Source organism: Streptomyces sp. M41(2017) (genome assembly GCF_002078175.1).
In the GTDB taxonomy this organism is placed as follows: Bacteria; Actinomycetota; Actinomycetes; order Streptomycetales; family Streptomycetaceae; genus Streptomyces.
The window spans coordinates 4,752,182-4,778,528 of the sequence record NZ_MWFK01000001.1; the positions used below are offsets into that span (position 1 = coordinate 4,752,182).

The 26,347-nt window shown below is 71.3% G+C and carries 18 protein-coding genes; 6 read left to right on the forward strand and 12 right to left on the reverse strand.

The genetic code is table 11. From position 1 onward, the window contains the following. Positions 1 to 44: 44 nt before the first annotated feature. Positions 45 to 1,397 carry an MFS transporter gene (locus tag B0675_RS20730; protein ID WP_081220302.1) on the reverse strand — a complete coding sequence of 451 codons (1,353 nt, stop codon included), beginning with the start codon at positions 1,395 to 1,397 and terminating at the stop codon, positions 45 to 47. Between the two features lie 231 nt (positions 1,398 to 1,628). Beyond that, entirely contained in the window at positions 1,629 to 2,294 is a 666-nt protein-coding gene (locus tag B0675_RS20735; protein ID WP_081220303.1) for a TetR family transcriptional regulator, read from the reverse strand. Positions 2,295 to 2,495: 201 nt separating this feature from the next. On the opposite strand from B0675_RS20735, the gene B0675_RS20740 reads away from it, so the two are divergent. Then, a complete protein-coding gene (locus tag B0675_RS20740) occupies positions 2,496 to 3,380 on the forward strand; it encodes a shikimate dehydrogenase (RefSeq protein ID WP_081220304.1) in 885 nt (294 codons plus the stop codon). A 109-nt stretch (positions 3,381 to 3,489) separates the two neighbouring features. Further along, on the forward strand, positions 3,490 to 5,364 hold the full coding sequence (locus B0675_RS20745; protein ID WP_081220305.1) for a sugar phosphate isomerase/epimerase and 4-hydroxyphenylpyruvate domain-containing protein: 1,875 nt from the start codon (positions 3,490 to 3,492) through the stop codon (positions 5,362 to 5,364). 9 nt (positions 5,365 to 5,373) lie between these two features. Here B0675_RS20745 and B0675_RS20750 read toward each other — a convergent pair whose 3' ends face one another. Continuing rightward, positions 5,374 to 7,500: a TIM-barrel domain-containing protein gene (locus B0675_RS20750; RefSeq protein ID WP_241539969.1), complete on the reverse strand. Its 2,127-nt coding sequence runs from the start codon at positions 7,498 to 7,500 to the stop codon at positions 5,374 to 5,376. A gap of 956 nt (positions 7,501 to 8,456) precedes the next feature. Between B0675_RS20750 and B0675_RS20755 the strand changes: the two genes are divergently transcribed. The 3 genes from B0675_RS20755 (at position 8,457) to B0675_RS20765 (ending at position 12,930) form a co-directional block, all read left to right on the forward strand. Next, positions 8,457 to 9,941, forward strand: a complete 1,485-nt coding sequence (locus tag B0675_RS20755) for an APC family permease (protein WP_081220306.1) — start codon at positions 8,457 to 8,459, stop codon at positions 9,939 to 9,941. 13 nt (positions 9,942 to 9,954) lie between these two features. After that, positions 9,955 to 10,932 (forward strand): hypothetical protein, encoded by a 978-nt coding sequence (locus tag B0675_RS20760; RefSeq protein WP_081220307.1) that lies wholly within the window; start codon positions 9,955 to 9,957, stop codon positions 10,930 to 10,932. A 549-nt stretch (positions 10,933 to 11,481) separates the two neighbouring features. Further along, positions 11,482 to 12,930, forward strand: a complete 1,449-nt coding sequence (locus B0675_RS20765) for a hypothetical protein (protein ID WP_081220308.1) — start codon at positions 11,482 to 11,484, stop codon at positions 12,928 to 12,930. 83 nt (positions 12,931 to 13,013) lie between these two features. Here B0675_RS20765 and B0675_RS20770 read toward each other — a convergent pair whose 3' ends face one another. From B0675_RS20770 to tkt, 7 genes are read right to left on the reverse strand one after another with little or no spacing between them, the layout of a single operon-like run. Continuing rightward, positions 13,014 to 13,625: a histidine phosphatase family protein gene (locus B0675_RS20770; RefSeq protein ID WP_081220309.1), complete on the reverse strand. Its 612-nt coding sequence runs from the start codon at positions 13,623 to 13,625 to the stop codon at positions 13,014 to 13,016. An 8-nt stretch (positions 13,626 to 13,633) separates the two neighbouring features. Next, entirely contained in the window at positions 13,634 to 14,512 is an 879-nt protein-coding gene (gene gnd / locus B0675_RS20775) for a phosphogluconate dehydrogenase (NAD(+)-dependent, decarboxylating) (protein ID WP_081220310.1), read from the reverse strand. Positions 14,513 to 14,518: 6 nt separating this feature from the next. Then, the gene (gene pgi / locus B0675_RS20780) at positions 14,519 to 16,168 is read right to left on the reverse strand and encodes a glucose-6-phosphate isomerase (protein ID WP_081220311.1); all 1,650 of its coding nucleotides are present in this window, start codon (positions 16,166 to 16,168) and stop codon (positions 14,519 to 14,521) included. Continuing rightward, a complete protein-coding gene (gene opcA / locus B0675_RS20785; protein WP_081220312.1) occupies positions 16,161 to 17,093 on the reverse strand; it encodes a glucose-6-phosphate dehydrogenase assembly protein OpcA in 933 nt (310 codons plus the stop codon). Before opcA ends, pgi begins: the two co-directional genes overlap by 8 nt. Beyond that, entirely contained in the window at positions 17,090 to 18,751 is a 1,662-nt protein-coding gene (gene zwf / locus B0675_RS20790) for a glucose-6-phosphate dehydrogenase (RefSeq protein WP_107482691.1), read from the reverse strand. Before zwf ends, opcA begins: the two co-directional genes overlap by 4 nt. Further along, entirely contained in the window at positions 18,748 to 19,893 is a 1,146-nt protein-coding gene (gene tal / locus B0675_RS20795; RefSeq protein WP_081220313.1) for a transaldolase, read from the reverse strand. The genes zwf and tal overlap by 4 nt, the downstream gene beginning before the upstream one ends. A gap of 19 nt (positions 19,894 to 19,912) precedes the next feature. Beyond that, a complete protein-coding gene (gene tkt / locus B0675_RS20800) occupies positions 19,913 to 21,988 on the reverse strand; it encodes a transketolase (RefSeq protein WP_081220314.1) in 2,076 nt (691 codons plus the stop codon). Positions 21,989 to 22,134: 146 nt separating this feature from the next. On the opposite strand from tkt, the gene B0675_RS20805 reads away from it, so the two are divergent. Next, entirely contained in the window at positions 22,135 to 23,064 is a 930-nt protein-coding gene (locus B0675_RS20805) for an AraC family transcriptional regulator (RefSeq protein WP_081220315.1), read from the forward strand. A gap of 82 nt (positions 23,065 to 23,146) precedes the next feature. Here the strand turns inward: B0675_RS20805 and B0675_RS20810 are convergent, their stop codons facing one another. Both B0675_RS20810 and B0675_RS20815 read right to left on the reverse strand, forming a co-directional pair. Beyond that, positions 23,147 to 24,550: a glycoside hydrolase family 16 protein gene (locus tag B0675_RS20810; protein WP_081220316.1), complete on the reverse strand. Its 1,404-nt coding sequence runs from the start codon at positions 24,548 to 24,550 to the stop codon at positions 23,147 to 23,149. 238 nt (positions 24,551 to 24,788) lie between these two features. After that, the gene (locus tag B0675_RS20815; protein ID WP_241539970.1) at positions 24,789 to 26,048 is read right to left on the reverse strand and encodes an Ig-like domain-containing protein; all 1,260 of its coding nucleotides are present in this window, start codon (positions 26,046 to 26,048) and stop codon (positions 24,789 to 24,791) included. Positions 26,049 to 26,347 lie beyond the last annotated feature (299 nt).

The following is a 26,347-nucleotide window of genomic DNA, read 5'->3' on the forward strand; positions in this document are numbered from 1 at the left end:
TGTGAAGGGCCGGTGAACGTGGCCGCACGGCCGGGGCCGTCGGATCAGGCGGCGACCGTGGTCCGCCGGACCGCCTCGTCCCGCGGCCGCTCGCCGAGCTGCTCGGTCGGCACCTCGTGCGTCTCGCGGGCGGTGAGCACGGCGATCACCGGCGGGACGCACAGGGCCGCGGTGAACAGGGCCACCGCCGACCAGTCGTCGCCGTCCGGACCCGCGATCCGCGCCGCGAACGTGACGGCGAACCCGGCGACCGCGAAGCCGATCTGTGTGCCGACGGCCATGCCGGACAGCCGGACCCGGGTGGAGAACATCTCGCCGTAGAACGACGGCCAGACACCGTTCGCCGCGCTGTAGACGACGCCGAACGCGAGGATGCCGAAGAGCATGACCAGGGCGTACGAGCCGGTGGAGATCGCCCACAGGTAGGCGGTCATCAGGACGGCGCTGCCGGCGGCGCCGATCAGGTACACCGGACGGCGGCCGATGCGGTCCGAGAGCGTGGCCCAGGCGGGAATCGCGCCGAGCGCGACCACGTTGGCCAGCGCGCCCACCCACAGCATCTGTGTCCGGGACAGGCCGACGGCGTCACTGGTTCCGTAGGCCAGTGCCCACACGGTGAAGATCGTGCTGACCGACGCGATCAGCGCACCGGCGACCACCCGCAGCACGTCCGCCCAGTGGTCGCGGAAGAGCACGCCGAGCGGCAGCTTCACGACGCCCTCCGTCGTGGCCTGCCGTGTGAAGGCCGGGGTCTCCTGGAGCGTGCGGCGGATGACATAGCCGACCACGGCGACCGCGACGCTCGCCCAGAAGGGGACGCGCCAGCCCCACGAGAGCAACTGGTCCTCGGGCAGCGCGGCGATCGGCAGGAAGACGAGGGTCGCCAGGAGCTGGCCGCCCTGGGTACCGCTGAGGGTGAAGCTGGTGAAGAAGCCGCGCCGGCCCGGCGGCGCGTGTTCCAGCGTCATCGAGTTGGCGCTGGCCTGCTCGCCGGCCGCTGAGATCCCCTGGAGGACGCGGCACAGGACGAGCAGCACCGGAGCGAGGCCGCCGACCTGGTCGCGCGTCGGCAGGCAGCCGATCAGGAACGTCGAGAGCCCCATCAGGATCAGCGTGAAGACCATGATCTTCTTGCGGCCGACGCGGTCCCCGAAGTGGCCGAGGAACAGCGCGCCGACGGGCCGGGCCGCGTAGGCGACCCCGAAGGTGGCGAGCGAGAGGAGGGTCGCGTCCGCCGGGTCCGAGTCGTCGAAGAAGACCTTCGGGAAGATCAGGGCCGCGGCGCTGCCGTAGATGAAGAAGTCGTAGTACTCCAGGGCGCTGCCGATCCAGGCGGCCGTCGCGGCCTTCTTCGGCTGGCCCGGTGGCGCGGTGAGCGGGGTGGCGGGATCGGACACGGCTGCTCCTTCGGGGAACTCCGGGGACGGGAGTGCGGCGGTGCCAGGGGAGTGGTGCCGGGACCCTGGGGGTGTACGGGTCGGCCGTGCCGGGAGAGGTCGTGTGGCGCCTGCTGTTCCGGCTAATTAACCCACTGGATAGTTAGTACCGACTGGCTACGGATGCTGCGCCCACGTCTCCCGGGTGTCAAGGGGTCGTGCCGAAGGATCTCCCCGCGCCCGGCGGGCCGTTCAGCCGGTCGCGCGGTCCGCGGTGAGGTAGGCGATGACCATGTCGCCGAGCATCGCCCGGTAGCGGTCCCGCTGGTCGGGGGCGACCAGGTCGCGGCCGAACAGGGCGCCGAACGTATGGCGGTTGGAGACCCGGAAGAAGCAGAAGGAACTGATCATCGCGTGCAGGTCCACGGCGTCGACGTCCGCCGTGAACAGCCCCGACGCGCGGCCGGTCGCCAGGATCCGGCCGATCACGTCGAGTGCGGGCGAGCCGATGCTGCCCAACTCGTCGGAGGCGACGATGTGTTCGGCCTCGTGGATGTTCTCGATGCTCACCAGGCGGATGAAGTCGGGGTGCGCCTCGTGGTGGTCGAAGGTCAGCTCGGCGAGTCTGCGGATGGCCGCGACCGGGTCGAGATGCTCGACGTCCAGCTTCTGTTCGGCCTGCCGGATGACCGTGTACGCCCGCTCCAGGACCGCCGTGAAGAGCTGTTCCTTGCCGCCGAAGTAGTAGTAGATCATCCGCTTCGTGGTGCTGGTGCGGGCGGCGATCTCGTCGACCCGGGCGCCCGCGAAGCCGGCGCGGGAGAACTCCTGGGTCGCCACGTCGAGGATCTCGGCCCGGGTGCGGGCGGCGTCGCGGATGCGGCCGCCGGGTCGTGCCGGTTCTTCGACGCTGGTCATCGGGTTCCTTCGGGCGAGACGGTCGGTGCCCGCGATTCTAGAAGCAGGGTGCGACGGAGCGGGCGCGCGCGGTCCCCTCCCGCCGCCTCCCTTCCCATCGGACGGACGCCTTGATATGACTAACGAACCAGTTCGTACATTAAGCCTGCCATCACTCGTCACGCGTCACTCGTCACTCGTCCTCGCCACCGGAGGCCCGCCGTGTCCCAGACCTCGTACCTCGTCGGCCTGATCGGCTCGGGGATCGGTCCCTCGCTCAGCCCGGTGCTGCACGAACGCGAGGCCAACCGGCAGGGACTGCGCTGTCTGTACCGGCTGATCGACCTCGACAGGCTCGGCGTCGCCCCCGAGGCGGTCGGCGATCTCGTCCGCGCGGCACGCGACGTCGGCTTCGACGGGCTGAACATCACGCACCCCTGCAAGCAGCTCGTCATCGGCCACCTCGACGACCTCACCCCGCAGGCGGCGGCCCTCGGCGCGGTCAACACCGTGGTCTTCGAGGACGGCCGGGCGTTCGGCCACAACACGGACGTCACCGGCTTCGCGGCGTCCTTCGCCCGCGGCCTGCCCGACGTGTCCCTGGAACGGGTCGTCCAGCTGGGCGCGGGCGGCGCGGGGGCCGCCGTCGCGCACGCGGTGCTCACCCTCGGCGCGGGTCACGTCACCGTCGTCGACGCGCTGCCCGACCGCGCCGCCCGGCTCGCCGCCGCCCTGCGCCGGCACTTCGGCACCGGCCGGGCCGCCGCCGCGGCACCGGACGCGCTCGCCCCGCTGCTCGCCCGTGCCGACGGCGTCGTGCACGCCACGCCCACCGGTATGGCCGCGCACCCCGGACTCCCCTTCCCGGAACGGTTGTTGCGTCCCGGGCTGTGGGTGGCGGAGGTGGTCTACCGGCCGCTGGAGACCGAGCTGGTGCGGGCCGCCAGCGCCGCCGGGTGCGCGGTCCTCGACGGAGGCGGCATGGCCGCCTTCCAGGCCGCGGACGCCTTCCGGCTCTTCACCGGACGGGAGCCCGACCCGGCCCGGATGCTCGCGGACATCGCCGAACCGGCGGGCTCCCCGGTGCCCGCGGCGGAGAACGCGTGACGGCGGACCGCATCGCGATGGTCCCGACCGCTCCGACCGCTCCGGCCGGTCCCCGGCCACCTCGACGGCCCCCGTCACCCCGACTGCCCCGGCTACGGAAGGAAGCAGCGTGCGCACGTCCATCGCCACCGTGTCCCTCAGCGGTTCGCTGACCGAGAAGCTCACCGCGGCCGCCCGCGCGGGTTTCGACGGTGTGGAGATCTTCGAGAACGACCTGCTCGCGAGCCCCCTCACCCCCGAGGAGATCCGGGACCGCACCGCCGACCTCGGTCTGACCATCGACCTGTACCAGCCGATGCGTGACGTCGAGGCCCTTCCGGAGGCGGAGTTCGCGCGCTCGCTGCGCCGGGCGCGCCACAAGTTCGCTCTCATGCGACGTCTCGGCGCCGACACCGTGCTCGTGTGCTCCAGCGTCTCGCCCCTCGCCGTCGACGACGACGCGCTCGCGGCGGAACAACTGCACCGACTGGCCCGCCTCGCCGAGGACTTCGGCATCCGGGTGGCCTACGAGGCGCTCGCCTGGGGGCGGCACGTGAACACGTACGACCATGCCTGGACCGTCGTCGAGACCGCCGGTCATCCGGCCCTCGGCACCTGTCTGGACAGTTTCCACATCCTGGCGCGCGGCTCCGATCCCAAGGGGATCGAGGACATCCCCGGGGACCGGATCTTCTTCCTGCAACTGGCCGACGCCCCGCTGATGGCCATGGACGTCCTCCAGTGGAGCCGCCACTACCGCTGCTTCCCCGGGCAGGGCGGCTTCGACCTCTCCGGTCTGCTGGCGCACGTCCTGCGCGCCGGATACCGGGGGCCGTTGTCGCTGGAGGTGTTCAACGACGTGTTCCGGCAGGCCGCGGCGGGGCCGACCGCCGTCGACGCCCGGCGTTCCCTCCTCGTCCTCCAGGAACGGACACGGCGGGCCCTCCCCGACGGGGTGGCCCTCGCCGCGCCGCCCGCCCCCGTCGTGCCGACCGGTGTCGCCTTCGCTGAACTCGTCACCCCCGACGTCGTCCCCGTCGCCGGCCTCCTCGGCGCGCTCGGCTTCACCCGCACCGCCCGGCACCGGGGCAAGCCCGTGGACCTGTGGCAGCAGGGCGGGGCCCGTGTCCTGGTCAACACCGGTCCGGCCGCCTCGCGAGAGGGCACGGCCCTCACCGCGATCGGCCTGGAGTCGCCCGACCCGGCCGCCGCGGCCCGTCGCGCCGAGGCACTCCTCGCGCCGGTGCTGCCGCGCCGCCGGGCTCTCGACGACGCCGCGCTCGACGCCGTGGCGGCGCCCGACGGAACGGAGGTCTTCTTCTGCGCCCCCACCGGGTCCCCGGCCCCGTCCGGCCCGCGGGCGGCCTCCGCCGGTCCCGAACCCCGCCGGTGGACGGACGACTTCGAGCCGGTCGACGCCGGCGTACCGGTCGCGCGTCCGGCCGGCCGTGGCTCCGTGGACCGGATCGACCACCTCGCGCTCACCCAGCCCTGGCACCAGTTCGACGAGGCCGCGCTGTTCCACCGCAGTGTGCTCGGCCTGACCGGCCAGGAGAGCGTGGACGTCGCCGACCCCTACGGGCTGCACCGCAGCCGCGCCGTCACCAACGCCGACGGGAGCGTCCGGATCGCCCTCGGTGTCGGCCCCGCTCCCACGGACGACGGAGCCCGTATCCAGCACATCGCGCTCGCCACCGACGACGTGGCGGAGGCCGCCCGGCGGTTCCGCGCGGCCGGCGGCCGACTGCTGCCCATCCCCGCCAACTACCACGACGACCTGGCCGCCCGGCACGACCTCGACGCGGAGGAACTCGCCGTCCTGCGCGACCTCGGCATCCTCTACGACCGCGACGCCCACGGGGAGTTCAGGCACTGCTACACGGAGACGATCGGCCGCGTCTTCTTCGAACTCGTGCAGCGCGACGGCGGATACCGCGGCTACGGAGCGCAGAACGCCCCGGTGCGCCTCGCCGCGCAGCACGCGACGGGACGCCCGGGGCGCTGACCCGCCCTGCTACCGGACCAGGCGCAGGGTGAACCCCCGGTCCAGCGTCAGGCGGGGTGTGCTCACCGTGGTCACCCCGGTGCCGCTGTCGTACGACCACGAGGTGCGGGGCAGCGGGTGTCCGTCGAGGAGTACCCGCCGGGGCGCCGGCTCGCCGTGCACGGTGAAGCGGTACGCGCGGGACGCGGGCTTGTCCTGGTAACTCCCCTTGCTCGCGCCGACGTCGACGGTCGTTGCGGTCCGTCGGGCGGCGACCGTGACGCGCTGGGTCGCCGAGGCTCCCTCGGTGAAGTGCCGGGTCACGCCGTCGTCCTCGTACAGCGTGTAACCGCTGTCGCCCTTCGGGTACAGGTCCCAGTCCAGTTCGCTCCGGTCACGGGTCTTCCAACTCGTGGTGCCCTTGGGCCACATGGGGACGATCGAGCCGCCCTTCACGAAGAGGGGCAGGGTGTCGAGCGGTGCGTGGTAGCCGTCGACGGTGGTCGGGCCCCGGTACGTGCGGCCCGTCCAGTAGTCCGTCCAGGTGCCCTTCGGCAGATAGATGCCGTCCCGGGTGTCGGAGTCCTCGTAGACGGGAGCGACCAGGAAGTCGGAACCCGCGAGGAACTCGTACCTGGCGTCCGCTCCCAGGGTCTTCGGGTCGTCCGGATACTCCAGCCAGAGCGGGCGCACGGCGCCGACGCCCGAGGTCGCGGCCTCGGCGGACAGTGTGTACATGTAGGGGAGCAGGCGCTCCTTGAGCTGGAGGTACTTGCGGTTGACGGAGGTGTACGGCTCCCCGTCGCGCCAGGGCTGCTGGTCGGCCGGCTTGCCGGTGGTGATGTCGGAGGCCCAGCCGTCCATGGTCATGACGGCCGGCAGGAACGCCTTCCACTGGAGGTCCCGGGCGTACATCTCCGGGTCGTGGCCGTAGATGGAGCCCACGTCACCGGTGTTGTACGCGATGCCCGACAGGGTGGCCCCGGCGTATGTGGGGATCTGCCAGCGGATGTAGTCCCAGGACAGCTTCTGGTCGCCGCTCCACAGGACGCCGCAGCGTTGGGCGCCCGCCCAGGACACCGGCAGCCAGACGAAGCCGCGGGCGTCGCTGTTGTCCTCGATCCCGGCCTTCGCGCGGTCGCAGGCGTCGAGCGCGAAGCCGTAGCCGTTGCCCACCCAGGCCACGTCGAGCTTCGCCACCCGCTGGCCCGCCTTCACCTGGTCGGCGAGCTTGTCGATGCCGTCCTGGGTCCACAGCCCGAGCTGGGCGTTGTGCTCGTCCAGGCCCTTGGCGGTCCGGTCGAGATCCTCGTAGCCGCAGCCGTACCCGTCGTTGACGAGCATCCAGCCGAGCGGCATGTCGTGCTCGGTGTAGCCGTCGGCGACCTTCAGGGCGTCGAGGGTGTGCCGCTCGCCGCGGTTGGCGTTGTGCAGATAGCAGTCGGAGTCGCCGGGTTCGAGGCCGTACACCGGTGGCATGAACGGTTTGCCGACCAGGGCCGTGTACTTGCCGATGACCTTCTTCGCGTCCCCGAGGAAGTAGTAGGCGTCCAGACGCCGTTCCTGCTGTCCGGTGCGTACCGGCGAGCCGAAGTCGTACACGCCCGGCGCGAACGTGTTGCGGTAGACGCCGTACCCCGCGCTCGACAGGTAGAAGGGCTGCGAGTTGTTGTAACCGCCCTCGTTCCAGTCGAAGTTGTTCGCGACGTACATCGTCCGATCGCGGTGCGCGAAGGAGCCGTTCTGTTCGCCGCCGCCGAAGAACTGCTCGTCCGCGCCGCGCGCCAGGCTCTGCCGCATCCCGCTGGTCGACCAGCGCAGCGGCTTGTCCTCCTGCCAGATCCGGGTGCGGTTGTCGGGCTTGTAGAGGCCGAAGCGCAGGGGCTTCTTGTACACGCGCAGGACCGCGTCGGGTGACCGGACGCCGTAATAGGCACCCGCGTCGAACGACGTCGTGCGGGTCTGCCGGGCGGGTCGCTCGCGGACGATCGCGCTGCCGGCGGGGTCGCTGAACGTTCCGGACGGGTCCGCCTGCAAACGGAGCCGGCCGTTCGCCAGGAAGTCCGCCCTGGCCTTCAGCGCTCCGGCCGCGACGGTGTAGCTCCCGTGGTCGCCGCCGAAGGAGGTCAGGTCGCCCGCGTCCGTGGTCTGCGGCAGATAGACCTTTCCCGTGTAGCCGTTGTCGTGCACGTCGTACGGCACCACCAGCACGTGGTACGTCCCCGACGCGTTCGGGATCACGGTGGCCTCGGGGTCGGCGGTGCCCGCGCTGGAGGCGACCTCCTTGCCCGTGCCGTCGTACACGTACAGGTCGAAGTCGTCGGTGGGGTGCTGCCACTCGATGGAGATCGGCACCCCGCCCTCGGGGTTGTCCGCCCAATAGCCCTCGGGAACCTCGACGTTCACGTCGAATCGGTCGCAGACCTCGCTGTCGGGGTCCTCGGCGGCCGGTGGGCAGGCCTCGGTGCCGCCCGAGGTGCCCTGGCTATAGACCGGGCTCTGCCAGGTGACGCTCTGGTGGGTGGCGTCGAGGACGGCACTCGCCGGAGTCGCCGCGAGCGCCGGTCCCGCGGGCGGGCCGAGCAGGGTGACGGCCAGAGCGGTGGCCAGCCCCGCCACGGCCCAGGAACGATGTCGGAGTCTTCGCACGGTACGTATCTCCACTCGACGGATGCGAACCAGGTGCTGCACCGGCCTCAACAGTCCGATGCTCGCTCGTGCTTGAACAGTCGTCATTCCGCGCAACTTCGAGCATGAAGGGTCACAGGCTTTGCGGGAGCTGTCAACGGCGCGATCGCACATCCGGACGGGACGCAGGGGAGTGGAGCGGGGTGATCCGCGAGCCGGTCCGGGAGCGGACCGCCGACTGCCCCGGGGAATGCGCCACCCCGGGCACGGCTCATCAAAAGCCGTGAATTACCGACCGGTTGACGTTGAAAAGGCAACGGTCACCGCTATCATCGCAGCACCCGTGGAGCGACCCTCCGCATCCGCGGCGTGACCCTCTGCCCGACGGCGGCGCCGGCGCGGCATCGGCCTTCACACCCCCCACTCGCACGGCGCTGCCCGGCGTGCCCGCCGACGCGGCGTGCAGCACGGAAAGCAGCACGACCATGAGCAAGAACAGGGGAAGAGGGCTTCAGGCCAACGCCCTCGGCACCTTCGACACGATCGTGATGGCGGTGGCGGGCAGCGCTCCCGCGTACTCGCTCGCGGCCACCACCGCCGTCCTCCTCGGCGCGGTCGGCCTCGCCGGTCCCGCCGCGCTCCTCTACTGCGCGATACCCATGCTGGGCATCGCCCTGGCCTTCAGCTACCTCGGCCGCATCGACGTCAACGCCGGTGCCGGCTACTCCTGGGTCGGCCGCACCCTGCACCCCTTCCTCGGCTTCATCAGCGGCTGGGCCCTCGTCGTGTCCGCCACCATCTTCATGGTCGCCGGCTCGCTGCCCGCCGGCGCCATGACCCTCGCCCTCGTCGACCCGGACCTCGCCGACGACACCGCCCTCGCCACCGTCGTCGGCGCGGCCTGGTTCCTCGTCATGCTGTGCGTCGTCCTCGGCGGCGCCCGGCTCACCGTGCGCGCCCAACTGGTCATGTCCGGGGTGGAACTGGCCGTTCTCGCCGTCTTCGCCGTGGGCGCCCTGCTGCACGACGGCAACGCCCGCGCCTTCTCCTGGTCCTGGCTCGGCCTCGGCGGATTCGACGGGGTGAGCGGCTTCGCGTCCGGCGCGCTCATCGCCGCCTTCTACTACTGGGGCTGGGACGTCACCAGCAACCTCAGCGAGGAGACGAGGAACAGCCGCCGCACGACCGGGCTCGCCGGCCTGGTCGGCGTCGGCATCGTCTTCCTGCTCTTCGAGGCCTTCACCGTCGCGGTGAACGTGATCCTCACCGACCGGCAGATCCAGGACAGCGGCGCCGACGTGCTCGGCGCGCTCGGCGAGGAGATCTGGCCGGGCTGGGGCGGAAAGCTCATCGTGGTGGCCGTGATGCTCTCCACCATCGCCACCCTGGAGACCACGCTCATCCAGGTCACCCGCTCGCTGTTCGCGATGGGCCGCGACCGGACGATGCCCAGCGCGCTCGGCCGGGTGCACCGCCGCTGGAACACCCCGTGGGTGGCGATCGTCGTCGTCGGCGCCGTCGCCCTCGCGATGTTCGTGACCTCCAACGCCCTCGGCTCGGTCGGCGACATCCTCACCGACGCCATCGCCGCCATCGGCCTGCAGATCGCCGTCTACTACGGCCTGGCGGGCCTCGCCGTCGTCGTCGCCTACCGCAAGATGCTGCTGAAGTCCCCGGCCAACTTCCTCTTCGGCGGCCTCTGGCCCCTCGTCGGCGCCGCGTTCATGTTCTGGGTCTTCGTCGAGTCGCTCGGCGAACTCAGCGCCCCGTCCATCGCGATCGGGATCGGAGGCATCGCCGCCGGGCTGCTCCCCATGCTCTGGTACTGGGGGCAGGGCAGCGACTACTACCGGCCCGCGCGGCTGGACGCCACCCGCGTCATCGAGGCCGAGTACATCCCCGACGGTCACACCGGCGTGGCGGCCGCCGCCGGAACCCGTGGCCACGAGGGCCTGCCCACCGACTTCTGAGGGGGCCTTTTCGATGGCGGGACACCGCTTCACGCCCGATTTCGACCCCGACTGCGGCGACGCGCCCCTCACCTCGGCACGCCACGACATCGTCATCGGCCGCTGGCAGGGACTGCGCGAACTCCTGCGCGCCACCGGCGACGACTGGGCCGCGCGCAGCCACCGCGTGCGGCTGCTCGCCCCCGCCTGCGCGGGCAACTCGACGGCGGAATCCTGGCTCGCCGCCGAACCGCACAGCGCCGACGCCCTGGTCCTGCGGGCCGCGACCGACGTGACCCGGGCCTTCAACCTGGCCATCGCGGCGGGCCGCGGGGTCCCCATCGACGGGCAACGCCTCGACAGGGCGGTGCTGGCCTGCCTGCGCGCCGCCGACGCCCACCCCGAGGACCCCACGCCGTGGATCTTCCTGGTCTCGGTCGCGCGCCTCTACCCGTCCGGCGTGCGCCGCGGGGATCTCGGCCGCTGGTGGGACGAGTTGCACGGACGGGACCCGTACAGCATGGAGGGACACCTGCAGATCCTGCACTACTACTCCTCGCGCTGGCACGGCACCCACGGCCTGATGTACGACTTCGCGCGCGACGCGGCGGGCGTCGCGCCGGCCGGCTGCGCGCTGCCCGTGCTGGTGCAGTACGCCCGCGTCGAGGAGTACCGCTCCGTCCTGGACGCGGCCGGCGGCCGACGGGACGCCGTCGTCGGCATGGGTCGGCACTGGAGTCACGACGCCGCCGTCAACGACGTACGGCGCACCTGGCAGCGCTGGCTCGGCGCGCGCCCGGAGGGGCCGCCGGCGCCGGTGGAGCTGCGCGATCTCAACTACCTCGCCCACGCGGCCTGTTACGCCGACACGGCGGACACCGCGGCCGTCGCGGCCGACGTGTTCCGGATCATCGGGCGGCGCGCCACCCGGACGCCGTGGACCGCCACCGGCGACGCGGAGAAGGAGTTCGTGCGGTGGGGCAGACGCTCCGCCCGCGGAGAGGCGCGCTGAACGGTCCGGCCCGCCGACCGTGCCGCCGGGCGCCGGACCAGATGCGGGGGTGAGTTCGGTAGGGCCCGGCGGTGGCCGGGTGGGGGGTTGAGCTGTCGCGTTCCGGGTGCGGCCGGGCGTCCGTGATGTGGACCGGTCCTTGTCCACGTCCACCCCCGCCTGCCAGGATCCGTGTCCATGACAGCCGCTACGGGAATCAGGTGCACGACCGTCGTGCTCGTCGCCCGTCGCCATGTCGACCAGTGCCGGCAGTCCAGCGCGCTCTGTCGCTGACGTAGCCGCCCCTCCCGGCCGCACAGCCCTCCCCGGAGCGGGATCTCGCCGTTCCGCCGGGCCTGCCGCCGCGCCGACGCCGTCCCGTCGTCCCCGGCCCGAACCGATCGTCCCCGACCCGCGTCCCGTGCGGGCCGCTCCGCCGTGCGCCGTGCCCGGCCGGCGCGCTCGGGACGACGTCCCGGTGCCCGAGGGTGAACCGTCCCGGCGTCCGCCCGCCCTCCGGTGGTCCACACCGGGCGGCGCACGTCCTCCTCACCCGAAAGGGACCCCGTCATGCCGCGTTCCCCGTTGTTCCCGCGCGCCGCCGTGCTCGGAGCCGCGTGCCTGCTCGCGCTGGTGGCCGCCGCGCCGACGGCCGAGGCCGCCCCGGCCTTCGGCCCGCTGCCGCCGCACAACCCCTACACCGGGCCCCAGGGCACCGCGACCATGCACGGCGACACCGGCTCCTCCGACGCCACCCCGCTCCCCGGTCCGGGCACCGGTTCCCTCACGTCCCGGCGCGTCGCCCTCCAGTCCGCCTGCCCCACCGTCCTCGTGGGCTCCGACGGCTATCCGGTCGCCCTGTGCACCCCCCTCCTCGGGCAGGTCCCCACCGTCCACCTGCTCGATCCCGGGACCGGCGCATCGCTCGCCGAACTCCCCATCGCCAAGGGATCGTTGCTGGGCGGCGTCTACGCCTACCTCGACGACCAGGACCAGTTGGTCGCGGTCGACGGCGACCGCACCCTGCTGCGGATCGCCCACCGTCGGACCGCCACGGGCGACTGGGAGCTGTACGTCGCCCGATCGCTCTCGCTCCGGCAGGCCGTGCCCGACGGGGACGCGGTCACCGGCCTCTCCCCGGACTGGCGGGGCCGCGTCTGGTTCGCCACCGGCGGCGGTGTGGTCGGCACCGCCGACGACCGCACGGGCGCCGTCCACGCGCTGTCGCTGCCGGAGGGTGAACGCGTCGACAACTCGATCTCGACCGCCCCGGCCGGAGCCGCCGTCGCCACCACCCACGCCACCTATCTGCTGACCGCCGCCGAGGACGGGACTCCGGGCGTCGCCTGGCGCCGGCCGTACGACCGCGGGCCCGCGCGCAAGCCCGGCCAGCTCAGCCGCGGCACCGGCTCCACCCCCACCTTCTTCGGCCCCCGGACCGGCACCGACTACGTCACCGTCGTCGACAACGCGGCACCCACCGAGAACCTGCTCGTCTACCGGACGGACACCGGCGACCAGGTCTGCTCCGTGCCCGTCCTGAAGGCGGGCGGCAGCGGAAGCGAGAACTCGCCCATCGGCACCGGCAGTTCGGTCTTCGTGGCCAGTACGTACGGCTATCCCTACCCGGCGCTGCCCGACGACGCCGGCACGTCCAGCCCGGCCTCCGCCGACTTCAAGGGCGGACTCAGCCGGGTCGACGTCCGCGCGGACGAGTCGGGCTGCGACCTGAAGTGGGACAACACCGTCCGCTCGTCGGCCGTTCCCCGGCTGTCGACCGCGGACGGACTCATCCACACCATCGTCCGCACCCCGGTCGTCCCGTTCACGAACACGACGTCGATCCTCGACTCGTTCTCCTACGCCGAGATCGACCCGGCGACGGGCAGGACCGTCCGCACCCGCTACCTCGGCACCAGCTCCCTGTTCGACACCCTCCAGATGGTCGGCTCGATCGCGCCGGGCGGGGTGATCTACCAAGGCACCGTCACCGGCGTCGTGCGCATCGCCAACGGCTGACGCGGAAGAGGCTCTCGGTCCGCCCGGGCGGGCGGACCGAGAGCCTCTTCGGTCCCTGCGGAGCATGCACGGAGAAGGCGGGACTAGCCGACGGTGACGGCGGGGCCCGGCTCGTTCCACGTCGCGATCACCGGATCGCCGTGCTCGGTGGAGAGCCGGCTCACGGTACCGGTCGCGAGCTGGAACAGCCGCCCCGACGCGGCCGGAAGGCCGAGCTTGCGGGCTGTCAGCACCCGCAGGAAGTGCGCGTGCGCCACGAGCACCACATCGCCCTCCTCGGCGCGCAGCGCCGCATCCACCCGGGCCAGCACCCGGTCGGCGCGCTCACCGACGTCGCGGGGGGACTCGCCGGGACGGCCGTCGGGACCCGGCGGCACCCCGTCCGTCCACAGCACCCAGTCGGGCCGCTCCGCGTGGATGGCGAGGCTGGTGACGCCCTCGTAGCCGCCGTAGTCCCATTCGTGGAGATCGGGGTCGATCCGCGCGCCGGACAGACCCGCCAGCTCGGCCGTGCGGACCGCGCGGCCGAGCGGGCTGGTGAGGACCCGGGCGAAGGAGCGCCCGGCGAAGAACGGGGCCAGGGACTTGGCCTGTTCCTCGCCGTGTCGCGTGAGCGGGAGGTCGGTCCGGCTCGTGTGCTGTCCCGACACGCTCCACTCGGTCTCGCCGTGGCGGACCAGGACGAGGTCGCCCATGGCGCGGGCTACTTCGCCGACTCGACGGCGTGGCCGCCGAACTGGTTGCGCAGCGCGGCGATCATCTTCATCTGCGGAGAGTCGTCCTGGCGGGACGCGAAGCGCGCGAAGAGGGAGGCCGTGATGGCGGGCAGCGGGACGGCGTTGTCGATGGCCGCCTCGACGGTCCAGCGGCCCTCGCCGGAGTCGTCGGCGTGGCCGCGCAGCTTGTCCAGGTGCTCGTCGCCGTCCAGGGCGTTGACGGCGAGGTCGAGCAGCCAGGAGCGGATGACGGTGCCCTCCTGCCAGGAGCGGAACACCTCGCGCACGTCGGTGACGGAGTCGACCTTCTCCAGCAGCTCCCAGCCCTCGGCGTAGGCCTGCATCATGGCGTACTCGATGCCGTTGTGGACCATCTTGGAGAAGTGGCCGGCGCCGACCTTGCCGGCGTGGACGAAGCCGAAGTCGCCCTCCGGCTTGAGCGCGTCGAAGACCGGCTGGACCTTGGCTATGTTCTCGGCGTCGCCGCCGACCATCAGCGCGTAGCCGTTCTTCAGGCCCCAGACGCCGCCGGAGACACCGGCGTCGACGAAGCCGATGCCCTTGGCCGCCAGTTCCTCGGCGTGCTTCTCGTCGTCGGTCCAGCGGGAGTTGCCGCCGTCCACGACGGTGTCGCCGGGCTCCAGCAGATCGCCGAGCTCGTCGATGACGGTCTGGGTGGGGGCTCCGGCCGGCACCATCACCCAGACCACACGCGGTCCTTCGAGCTTGCCCACGAGTTCGGCGAGGCTGTTGACGTCGGCGAGGTCCGGGTTGCGGTCGTATCCGACGACGGTGTGGCCGGCGAGGCGTATCCGCTCCCGCATGTTGCCGCCCATCTTGCCGAGACCGATGAGTCCGAGCTGCATATCAGTTCACTTCTTCCCGAGAGAGCGGTAGGTGGCCACGAGGGCGGTGGTGGAGGGGTCGAGACCGGGTACGTCGGTGCCGTCGGTGAGGGCGGGTTCGATGCGTTTGGCGAGGACCTTGCCGAGTTCGACGCCCCACTGGTCGAAGGAGTCGATGTTCCAGACCGCGCCCTGGACGAACACCTTGTGCTCGTACAGGGCGATCAACTGGCCCAGCACGGACGGCGTCAGCTCGGCCGCCAGGATCGTGGTGGTGGGATGGTCACCGCGGAACGTCTTGTGTGCGACCAGTTCCTCCGGGACCCCTTCGGCACGGACCTCGTCGGGCGTCTTGCCGAACGCGAGGGCCTGCGTCTGGGCGAAGAAGTTCGCCATCAGCAGGTCGTGCTGCGCCTTGAGCGTCTCACTCAGCTCACCCACCGGGTTCGCGAACCCGATGAAGTCCGCCGGGATCAGCTTCGTGCCCTGATGGATCAACTGGTAGTAGGCGTGCTGCCCGTTGGTGCCCGGCGTCCCCCACACCACCGGACCCGTCTGCCACTCCACCGGCCGGCCCTCACGGTCGACCGACTTGCCGTTGGACTCCATGTCCAGCTGCTGCAGATACGCCGTGAACCTGGACAGGTAGTGCGAGTACGGCAGCACCGCGTGCGACTGCGCGTCGTGGAAGTTCCCGTACCAGATCCCCAACAGGCCCATCAGTAACGGCGCGTTCGCCTCCGCCGGAGCCGTACGGAAATGCTCGTCGACCAGACGGAACCCGTCCAGCACCTCCCGGAACCGGTCCGGACCGATCGCGATCATCAGCGACAGGCCGATCGCCGAGTCGAAGGAGTACCGGCCCCCGACCCAGTCCCAGAACTCGAACATGTTCGCCGTGTCGATCCCGAAGTCCGCGACCTTGCCGCTGTTCGTCGACAGCGCCACGAAGTGCCGGGCGACCGCCTCCGAACCCGCTTTCAGACCCTCCAGCAGCCACACACGCGCGGACGTCGCGTTCGTGATCGTCTCGATCGTCGTGAACGTCTTCGACGCGATCACGAACAGCGTCTCCGCCGGGTCCAGGCCCTGCAACGCCTCGTGCAGGTCCGCGCCGTCCACGTTCGACACGAACCGCACCGTCAGCCCGCGGTCGGTGAACGGGCGCAGCACCTCGTAGGCCATCGCCGGGCCCAGATCCGAGCCGCCGATCCCGATGTTCACCACATTGCGGATCGGTCGCCCGGTGTGACCGGTCCACTCACCCGAGCGCACCCGCGACGCGAACGCGGCCATCTTGTCCAGCACCGCGTGCACCCCGGGCACCACGTTCTGCCCGTCGACCTCCACGACCGCGTCGGCCGGCGCCCGCAACGCGGTGTGCAGCACCGCCCGGTCCTCCGTCGTGTTGATCTTCTCGCCCCGGAACATCGCGTCCCGCAACCCGAACACGTCGGTGGCGGTCGCCAGTTCCTGGAGCAGGGCGAGCGTCTCGTCCGTGATCAGGTGCTTGGAGTAGTCGATGTGCAGATCGCCGACCCGGACGACGTAGCGCTCGGCGCGGCCGGGGTCGGCGGCGAACAGCTCACGCAGGTGCGGCTGGAGCAGCGTGGTCGCGCGGTGGTCCTCCAGGGCCACCCACTCCGGACGCCGCGTGAGACGGGGGAAGTCAGGCACGTGAGGTCTCCTTGGTGGCCTCGCCCCGCAGGGCGACGGCGTACATCTCGTCCGCGTCGAGGCGGCGCAGTTCCTCGGCGATCAGCTCGGAGGTGGAGCGCACCTTCAGCGCCAGGGTGCGCGGGGGCTGTCCCGGCAGCGACAGCGTGGCCAGCGGCCCGTCGGGACGGTCGATCACGATCTCGCCGTTCTCGGTGCCGAGCCGTACGGCGGTCACCACGGGCCCCGCGGTGACGACGCGTTCGGCGGTGACCTTGAGGCGGGCCTCCAGCCAGCGGGCGAGCAGTTCGGCGCTCGGGTTCTGCGCCTCGCTCTCCACCGTCGCCGAGATCACCTTCGCGCGGGCCTGGTCGAGGGCCGCCGCCAGCATGGAGCGCCACGGCGTCAGCCGGGTCCACGCCAGGTCGGTGTCACCCGGCGCGTACGAGGCGGCGCGGGCCTCCAGGGCGCGCAGCGGGTCCTCGACGGCGTACATGTCGGTGATCCGGCGCTGCGCGAGGGCGCCCAGCGGGTCCTTGACCGGGTTGTCCGGGGCGTCCACCGGCCACCAGACGACGACGGGCGCGTCCGGCAGCAGCAGGGGCAGGACCACGGAGTCGGCGTGGTCGGACACCTCGCCGTAGGTCCGCAGGACGACCGTCTCGCCGGTGCCCGCGTCCGATCCGACGCGCACCTCCGCGTCGAGGCGGGAGTTGGTGCGGTCGCGCGGGGTCCGGGCGACGCGCTTGATGACGACCAGCGTCCGCGAGGGGTGCTCGCGGGACGCCTCCTCGGCCGCCTTGATGGCGTCGTAGGCGTTCTCCTCGTCGGTCACGATGACCATCGTCAGGACCATGCCCACGGCGGGGGTGCCGATGGCCCGGCGTCCCTGCACGAGCGCCTTGTTGATCTTGCTTGCCGTGGTGTCGGTCAGGTCGATCTTCATGGCCTGCGCCAGCTCCGTCCGTCTCGTGCGAGCATCTCGTCGGCTTCCTTCGGGCCCCAGCTGCCCGAGGGGTACTGCGCCGGCTTGCCGTGCGCGTCCCAGTACCCCTCGATCGGGTCGAGGACCTTCCAGGACTCTTCCACCTCCTGGTGACGGGGGAAGAGATTGGCGTCGCCGAGCAGGACATCCAGGATCAGCCGTTCGTACGCCTCCGGGCTGGACTCGGTGAACGACTCGCCGTACGCGAAGTCCATGGTGACGTCCCGGATCTCCATCGAGGTACCCGGGACCTTGGATCCGAAGCGCACCGTCATGCCCTCGTCCGGCTGGACGCGGATGACGATCGCGTTCGCGCCGAGTTCCTCCGTGGCCGTGGAGTCGAAGGGGGAGTGCGGGGCGCGCTGGAACACGACCGCGATCTCGGTGACGCGGCGGCCGAGCCGCTTGCCGGTGCGCAGGTAGAAGGGGACACCCGCCCAACGGCGGTTGTCGACCTGGAGCTTGACGGCCGCGTAGGTGTCGGTCGTCGACGCGGGGTCGATGCCGTCCTCCTGGAGGTAGCCGCGCACCCGCTCGCCGCCCTGCCAGCTCGCCGCGTACTGGCCGCGCACGGTGTGCTCGCCCAGGTTCTCCGGGAGCTTCACCGCACGCAGCACCTTGAGCTTCTCGGTCAGCAGCGACTCGGCGTCGAACGCGGCCGGTTCCTCCATGGCGGTCAGCGCCATCAGCTGGAGGAGGTGGTTCTGGATGACGTCACGGGCGGACCCGATGCCGTCGTAGTAGCCGGCCCGGCCGCCGATGCCGATGTCCTCGGCCATGGTGATCTGCACGTGGTCGACGTACGACCGGTTCCAGATGGGCTCGTACATCTGGTTGGCGAAGCGGAGCGCCAGGATGTTCTGGACGGTCTCCTTGCCGAGGTAGTGGTCGATACGGAACACCTGGTCCGGGTCGAACACCTCGTGCACGATCTTGTTCAGCTCGCGCGCGCTCTTCAGGTCGTGACCGAACGGCTTCTCGATGACCGCACGCCGCCAGGACCCCTCGGGGGCGTCGGCGAGTCCGTGCTTCTTGAGCTGCTGGACGACCTTGGGGAAGAACTTCGGCGGGACGGACAGATAGAACGCGTAGTTGCCGCTGGTCCCCTGCGAGGAGTCCAACTCCTCGACAGCCTCGCGCAGTTGCTCGAACGCGTTGTCGTCGTCGAAGTCGCCGGGAATGAACCGCATGCCCTCGGCGAGCTGCTGCCAGACCTCCTCGCGGAACTCGGTGCGCGCGTGCTCGCGCACCGAGTCGTGCACCACCTGCGCGAAGTCCTGGTCCTCCCACTCACGCCGGGCGAACCCGAGGAGCGAGAAACCCGGCGGCAGCAGACCGCGGTTGGCGAGGTCGTACACGGCCGGCATCAGCTTCTTGCGCGACAGGTCACCGGTCACACCGAAGATGACGAGCCCGGAGGGGCCCGCGATCCGGGGGAGCCGGCGGTCGCGCGGGTCGCGCAGCGGGTTGTCCCAGTCGGCCGCCGAAACGACGCCGAGCGCCTCGGCGAGCGCCTCGGGCGTCACGCCGGACGGTTCCACGGGCGTGTCACCGGATCCCTGCGGCGCGGCGGGCGCGTCCTCCGGGGCGACGTCGGCGGGTGTTCCACGCTTGGTCATTCCCCCTCAACTCCCTTGCCGCGCAGCGAGGACGCGACGGCCTCCAGCAGGTCCTCCCACGCCACCTCGAACTTCGCGACGGCCTCAGTCTCCAGCTGGGCGACGACCTCGTCGTAGGAGATCCCGAGCGTCTCGACGGCGGCCAGGTCGGCACGCGCCTGGGCGTAGCCGCCGGTCACCGCGTCACCGTGGATGTCGCCGTGGTCGGCGGTCGCGTTCAGCGTCGCCTCCGGCATGGTGTTCACCGTGCCCGGCGCGACCAGCTCGTCGACGTACAGGGTGTCCTTGTACGCCGGGTCCTTGACCCCCGTGGACGCCCACAGCGGACGCTGCTTGTTGGCGCCGGACGGGGCGAGCGCCGTCCAGCGGTCCCCGGCGAACACCTCCTCGTAGGCCTCGTAGGCGAGCCGCGCGTTGGCGAGCGCCGCACGGCCCTTGAGCGCGAGGGCCTCGTCGGTGCCGACCTTGGCGAGCCGCTTGTCGATCTCGGCGTCGACGCGGGAGACGAAGAAGGAGGCGACGGAGTGGATGCCGGCGAGGTCGATGCCCGCCGCGTCCGCCTTCTCCAGGCCCGCCAGGTAGGCGTCCATGACGGCGCGGTAGCGCTCCAGGGAGAAGATCAGCGTCACGTTGACGCTGATGCCGAGGCCGATGACCTCGGTGATCGCCGGGAGGCCCGCCTCCGTCGCGGGGATCTTGATCATCACGTTCGGGCGGTCGACGAGCCAGGCGAGCTGCTTGGCCTCGGCGATGGTGGCGGCCGTGTCGTGGGCGAGCCGGGGGTCGACCTCGATGGAGACCCGGCCGTCGCGGCCGCCGGTGGTCTCGAACACGGGGCGCAGGATGTCGGCGGCGGCGCGGACGTCCGCGGTCGTCATCATCCGGACGGCCTCGTCGACCGTCACCTTGCGGACGGCCAGGTCGGCGAGCTGCTCCTCGTAGCCCTCGCCGGAGCCGATGGCGGCCTGGAAGATGGACGGGTTGGTGGTCACGCCCACCACATGGCGGTTCTCGACGAGTCCGGCCAGGTTGCCGGACTCGATGCGCTTGCGGGACAGGTCGTCCAGCCAGATGGACACGCCTTCGTCGGAGAGGCGCTTCAGGGTTGCCGCGGTCGCGGTTGCTTCGGTCACAGTGATCATCTTCCTTGGTACGAACGGATCAACCGCGCAGGGCGGAGAGGGATTCCCGCGCGGCGGCGGCGACGTTCTCGGCGGTGAAGCCGAACTCGGCGAACAGTGTCTTGGCGTCGGCGGAGGCGCCGAAGTGCTCCAGCGAAACGATGCGTCCTGCGTCACCGACGTAGCGGTACCAGGTCAGACCGATTCCGGCCTCGACCGCCACGCGGGCCTTCACGGACGGCGGAAGCACACGCTCCCGGTACTCCGCGGGCTGCTCCTCGAACCACTCGACGGACGGCATCGACACGACACGGGTGCCGACACCCTCCGCCTCCAGGCGCTCGCGCGCCTCGACGGCGAGCTGCACCTCGGAGCCGGTGGCGATGAGGAGCACGTCCGGGGTCTCGGTGGAGGAGTCCTTCAGGACGTACCCGCCGCGCGCGGCGTCGGGGTCGGCCCGGTAGGTCGGCACGCCCTGACGGGTGAGGGCCAGACCGTGCGGGGCCGGGTCGGTGGCGTGCCGGCGGAGGATCTCTGCCCAGGCGATCGAGGTCTCGTTCGCGTCGGCCGGGCGGACGATGTTCAGGCCCGGGATGGCGCGCAGCGAGGCGAGGTGCTCGACCGGCTGGTGGGTGGGGCCGTCCTCGCCGAGACCGACGGAGTCGTGCGTCCAGACGTACGTGACCGGGAGCTGCATGAGCGCGGACAGCCGGACGGCGTTGCGCATGTAGTCGGAGAACACCAGGAAGGTGCCGCCGTAGATGCGGGTGTTGCCGTGCAGCGCGATGCCGTTCATCTCCGCGGCCATCGAGTGCTCACGGATGCCGAAGTGCACGGTGCGGCCGTACGGGTCGGCCTCCGGCAGCGGGTTGCCCCTCGGCAGGAAGGACGACGTCTTGTCGATGGTGGTGTTGTTCGAGCCTGCCAGGTCGGCGGAGCCGCCCCACAGTTCGGGGAGTACCTCCCCGAGGGCCTGGAGCACCTTGCCGGACGCGGCGCGGGTGGCCACGGAGGTGCCTTCCTCGAAGACCGGCAGCGCGGCCTCCCAGCCCTCGGGGAGCTGGCCCGCGACGATCCGGTCGAAGAGCTTGGCGCGCTCGGGTTCGGCGGTGCGCCAGGCGCCGATCCGCTTGTCCCAGGCGGCGTGCGCCTCGGCACCCCGGTCGAGGGCCTGCCGGGCGTGGGCCAGCACCTCGGCGTCGACCTGGAAGGTCTGCTCCGGGTCGAAGCCGAGGATGCGCTTGGTGGCGGCGATCTCCTCGGCTCCGAGCGCCGAGCCGTGCGAGGCCTCGGTGTTCTGCGCGTTCGGCGCGGGCCACGCGATGATCGTGCGCATCGCGATGATGGAGGGGCGTTCGGTCTCGGCCTTGGCCGCGGTGAGCGCGGTGTGCAGCGCGTGCACGTCGATGTCGCCGCCGAGGGCGGGCTCGATGCGCTGCACGTGCCAGCCGTACGCCTCGTAGCGCGCCAGGACGTCCTCGGAGAAGGCGGTCGCGGTGTCGCCCTCGATGGAGATGTGGTTGTCGTCGTAGACGAAGACCAGGTTGCCGAGCTTCTGGTGGCCGGCGAGCGAGGACGCCTCGGCGGAGATGCCCTCCTCCAGGTCGCCGTCGGAGACGATCGCCCAGATGGTGTGGTCGAAGGGCGAGTCGCCCTCGGGGGTCTCCGGGTCGAAGAGACCGCGTTCGTAGCGGGCGGCCATCGCCATGCCGACCGCGTTGGCGACGCCCTGGCCGAGCGGGCCCGTCGTGGTCTCGACACCCGCGGTGTGGCCGTACTCGGGGTGCCCCGGCGTCTTCGAGCCGTGCGTGCGGAACGCCTTCAGGTCGTCGAGGCCGAGCTCGTAGCCCGACAGGAAGAGCTGCGTGTAAAGAGTGAGCGAGGTGTGGCCGGGGGAGAGGACGAAGCGGTCGCGTCCGGTCCACTCCGGATCGGCCGGGTCGTGACGCATCACCTTCTGAAAGAGGGTGTACGCCGCCGGGGCCAGGCTCATCGCGGTTCCGGGATGGCCGTTGCCCACCTTCTGCACGGCGTCAGCGGCCAGGATGCGGGCGGTGTCGACGGCTCGGCGGTCGAGCTCGGTCCAGGTGAAGTCGTCGGAGCTCTGCGTACTCATCTTCAAGAAGTCCTCACGGGAGGGGTCGTCGCTGGTCGAACGCCTTCAAACCTAAAAGTCAGACTTTTGCCGGGGAAGGTGCCCGTGTGTCAGCCTTCGGTGAAAGTGGGACACGCAGAGTCGTGGCGAGCCGACGCGAGAAGGACATGGCAGACAGAACCACCCAAGGCGGGAGCCCGGTCCGCAGCGGTGCCGCGGGCGCGGGCGGCACCCCGGACGGGATCAGGACGTTTCCCTTCCCGTCCGACCTGAGCCTCTCCGGCGTCGGGATGCAGGTCGGCGCGATGGGCACCGGGCGCACCTGGCACGCGGAGGCCCCGCTGGAGCGCGTGCACCGCATCGACTTCCACGTCGTGATGCTCTTCAGCGAGGGCCCGGTCCGGCACATGATCGACTTCGCCGAGTACGAGGCCGCGGCGGGCGACATCCTGTGGATCCGCCCCGGCCAGGTGCACCGCTTCTCCAGCACCGACCGCTACCGCGGCACGGTCCTGACCATGCAGCCCGGGTTCCTGCCCCGCGCGACCGTCGAGGCGACCGGCCTCTACCGGTACGACCTGCCCCCGCTGCTGCACCCCGCGGCGGACCGGCTGGCTGCCTTGGAGCACTCGCTCGCCCAGCTGGAGCGCGAGTACGTCGACACCACCACGCTGCCGCTCAGCCTGCACACCTCGGTGCTGCGGCACGCGCTGACCGCGTTCCTGCTCCGCCTCGCCCATCTCGCGGCCAGTTCCGCCGAGGCGGCCCGGGAACACACCGACACCACCTTCACCCGCTTCCGGGACGCGGTCGAGAAGGACTTCGCCACCAATCACAGCGTCAGCGCCTACGCCGACGGGCTCGGCTACTCGCGGCGCACCCTGGTCCGCGCGGTGCGCGCCGCCACGGGCGAGACGCCCAAGGGGTTCATCGACAAACGGGTGGTCCTGGAGGCCAAGCGGCTCCTCGCCCACACGGAGATGCCGATCGGGCGCATCGGGGTCGCCGTCGGCTTCCCGGACTCGGCGAACTTCTCGAAGTTCTTCCAGCAGCACACGGGCGCGGCTCCGGCGGCCTTCCGCGCCGAACTGCGCTGAGAGGGGCGGACCGTGCGGCCCGCCCCTCCCGTCCGGCCGGCCGTCCGGCCGTCGGTCACCGCTCCCCGCGGGGAGCCGCGGCTCAGTGACCGAAGTCGAACCAGTTGACGTTGACGAAGTCGGCCGGCTGACCGCTGGTGAAGGTCAGATAGACGTCGTGCGTCCCGGTGACGGAGCTGATGTTCGCCGGTACGGTCCGCCAGGACTGCCAGCCACCGGTGTTGCCGAGCGCGAAGCTGCCGACGGGCGTCGCGGTCCGGCTGTCGAGACGCACCTCGACGAGGCCGCTGACACTGCCGCCCGCGCCGCTCGCGACCCGCCCGTAGAACTGCCGGGCCGCCGTGGAACCGAAGTTGACGCCCTTGTAGAGCGCGTAGTCGCCGTTCGCGATGGAGCTGATGTTCTGGCCGCCGCCGGTGTCCGTGGTGGTCTCGGTGCCGACGCCCGCCTGCCCGTCGTACGACTCGGCCTGGATCGCGCCGTAGGCGTCACGGTTGCCGGTGGGCGGCGGGGTGGTCCCACCGCCGCCGCCGGCCGACTGGAGGACCTGGACGTAGTCGACGACCATCGGGTGGCCCGGCACCGTGCCGCTGTCCGGACCGCCGCCGAACGCGTCGGGGAAGCCGCCGCCCATCGCCACATTCAGGATCACGAAGTAGCCGTGGTTGGTGGCGTTCGCCCAGGTGGTCGCGTCGACCTGGTTCGCCTTCACCGTGTGGAAGTTGACCCCGTCGAGGTAGAAGCGGATCTCCTCGGGGCTCGTCGACCGGTCCCACTCCATGGCGTACGTGTGGAAGCCGGCCTGGCAGGTGCTGCCCGCGCACGGGGTGTTGCCGCCGATGCCGGACGTCTCGTTGCACGGGCCGCCCGGGTTGGTGCCGCAATGCATCGTGGCCCACTCGGTGTTGAGGCCCTGGACGTTCTCCATAATGTCCAGCTCGCCGACGCTCGGCCAGTTCTGGTAGTTGCCGCGGTACGGCGCGCCGAGCGCCCAGAACGCGGGCCAGTAGCCCTTGGCGGCGGCACCGGTCACGTTCGGCATCTGGAGCCGCGACTCGACGCGCAGTTTGCCCCCGGCGGGCGGCTGGAAGTCGGTGCGCTTGGTCTCGATGCGGCCCGAGGTCCAGTTGCCGGACGCGTCACGGCGCGGGGTGATCAGCAGATTGCCGCTGCCGTCCAGGGCGACGTTGTTGGTGCTGGAGGTCATCGTCTCGACCTCGCCCGTGCCCCAGTTGGCGGCGCCGCCCGGGTAACTGGTGCCCGTGTCGTACTGCCAGTTGGCGGTGTTGACGCCGGTTCCGGCCGTGCCGTTGAAGTCGTCGAGGAAGACCTGGGACCAGCCTGAGGGGGGAGTGGGGGCGGACGCGTTGGCGGGGAGGGTGGCGGCCGTCGCGGCGGCCGCGGCCAGACTCAGTGTGCTGACCACGGCGATGAGTACACGCCGGAGGGAGCCGCGTCTGACGGGTGTGCCGGAAGTTTCACTCATGGGTGCCTCTTCGGGTACGGAGTGTGGGGTGCGCGGGTAACCGTGAGAGCGCTCCCATGGACCTTTGAGAGCGCTCTCACAGCAGCTGCGCGGCCAATGTGCTCTCTGTCACTCCGGCCGTCAAGAGGTGAAGCCGAGAAACTCCTTGCGCCGCACGGGAGTTCACGCCGTGAAAGAAGGAGTCACGTGGCCGGGGCGGGCGGCGTGCCGCGCCGGCACCCGCCCTTCGGCGCCACCGTCACAGGGCGCTGCCCGCCTTCCAGTCCGCCCAGGACAGGTTCCAGCCGTTGAGGCCGTTCGACGCCTCGACGGTCCGTTCGCCGGAGTTCACGACCACCACCACGTCCCCGAGCATCGAGCTGTCGTAGAACCGGTGGCCCGGCACGGAACGGTCCGCCCCGCCCTTCGCGTCGCGCAGGCCGATGCAGCCGTGGCTGGTGTTGCCGCTCCCGAACGCCGAGGACGCGGCCCAGTAGTTGCCGTGGATGAACGTGCCGGACGTGGTCAGACGCTGGGCGTGCGGCACGTCGGCGATGTCGTACTCGTCGCCGAGGCCCACGGTCGAGGACTCCATCCGGGTCTGCCGCAGCCGCTCGCTGATCACCATGATCCCGGACCAGGTGGTGTGCTCCGTGTCACCGCCGGTGACCGGGTAGCTCGCGACGGCCGTGCCGTCCCGCTCGACCGTCATCGTGTCCTTCGCGAGATCCACGGTGCTCACCTGGCGACGGCCGATACGGAAGGTGACGTCCTTCGACTGGACGCCGTAGACGCCGTCCGCGCCCTCGACGTCCTTCAGCCGCAGGCTCAGCGTGATCTTCGTCCCGGCGGCCCAGTACTCCCGGGGCCGGAAGTCGAGCCGGGTGTTCCCGAACCAGTGGCCGACGATCTCGACCGCCGGCTCCGCCGTGACGGTGATGGCCTTCTCGACGGCCGCCCGGTCCGCCACGGCGTGCGTGAAGGCGATCGACACGGGCATGCCGACACCCGAGGTGGAATTCGCCTCCGGCGTGAACCGGCCCACGAAGGTCTCGCCCGGGGACTTCGTGACGAAGCTCGTGATGTGTTCCGAGCCGTCGTCCGTCTTCGCCGTGACCGTGTATTTGGTGCCCGAGTACGGATGCCTCGTGGAGGTCCACCGGGTGCGGCCCGCGTCGAAGGATCCGGCCAGCAGGGAACCGTCGTTGCCGGACACCACGACCGTCGACAGGGTGCCGTCCGTCACGGCGATCCCGACCGGGCTGGTGAAGGCGGCCTTCTTCGTGCCGTCGGCCGGAGTGACGGTGACGGTCGGCGTCCTGACCTGGGGTGTCGCCCCAGAACCGGGCGTCGCGCCGCCGGTCGCCGTCCCGCCGGTACCCTCCGCCGCGTCGGCGGACGAGCCGCATCCGGTCAGGGCGAGGGCCGGTACGGCCGCGCCGAGCGCGGTGAGCACCCCGCGCCGTGACCAGGCGGGACGCGCCGTCCGGCGCGGGTGCCGTCCTGCGGTCTCCGGCACGGACGCGGGCCGGACGGATATCTCGGGGACCTCCACGGAACGCCTTTCCTCGATTCTGCTCCCCCTTGCCTCCGAGGCATCTTGTGCGACGTTCATGGGTCGATTCTTTGAATTCGGCGTCCCTCACCTGAGATTCCTGTGAGGACTCCCGCGCAGACGTCCGGAATCCACGGTGTCCGTCGGCCTCCTTCGGTGAACAGAGTAGGAAGCGCCGAACGGAATCCTGCGTTTCCGGTGAAAGCCCCCTCTTTTCATCCGGGGGTCTTTCCGGCGGCTCCGGCCGACGGGGGAGACGAAGG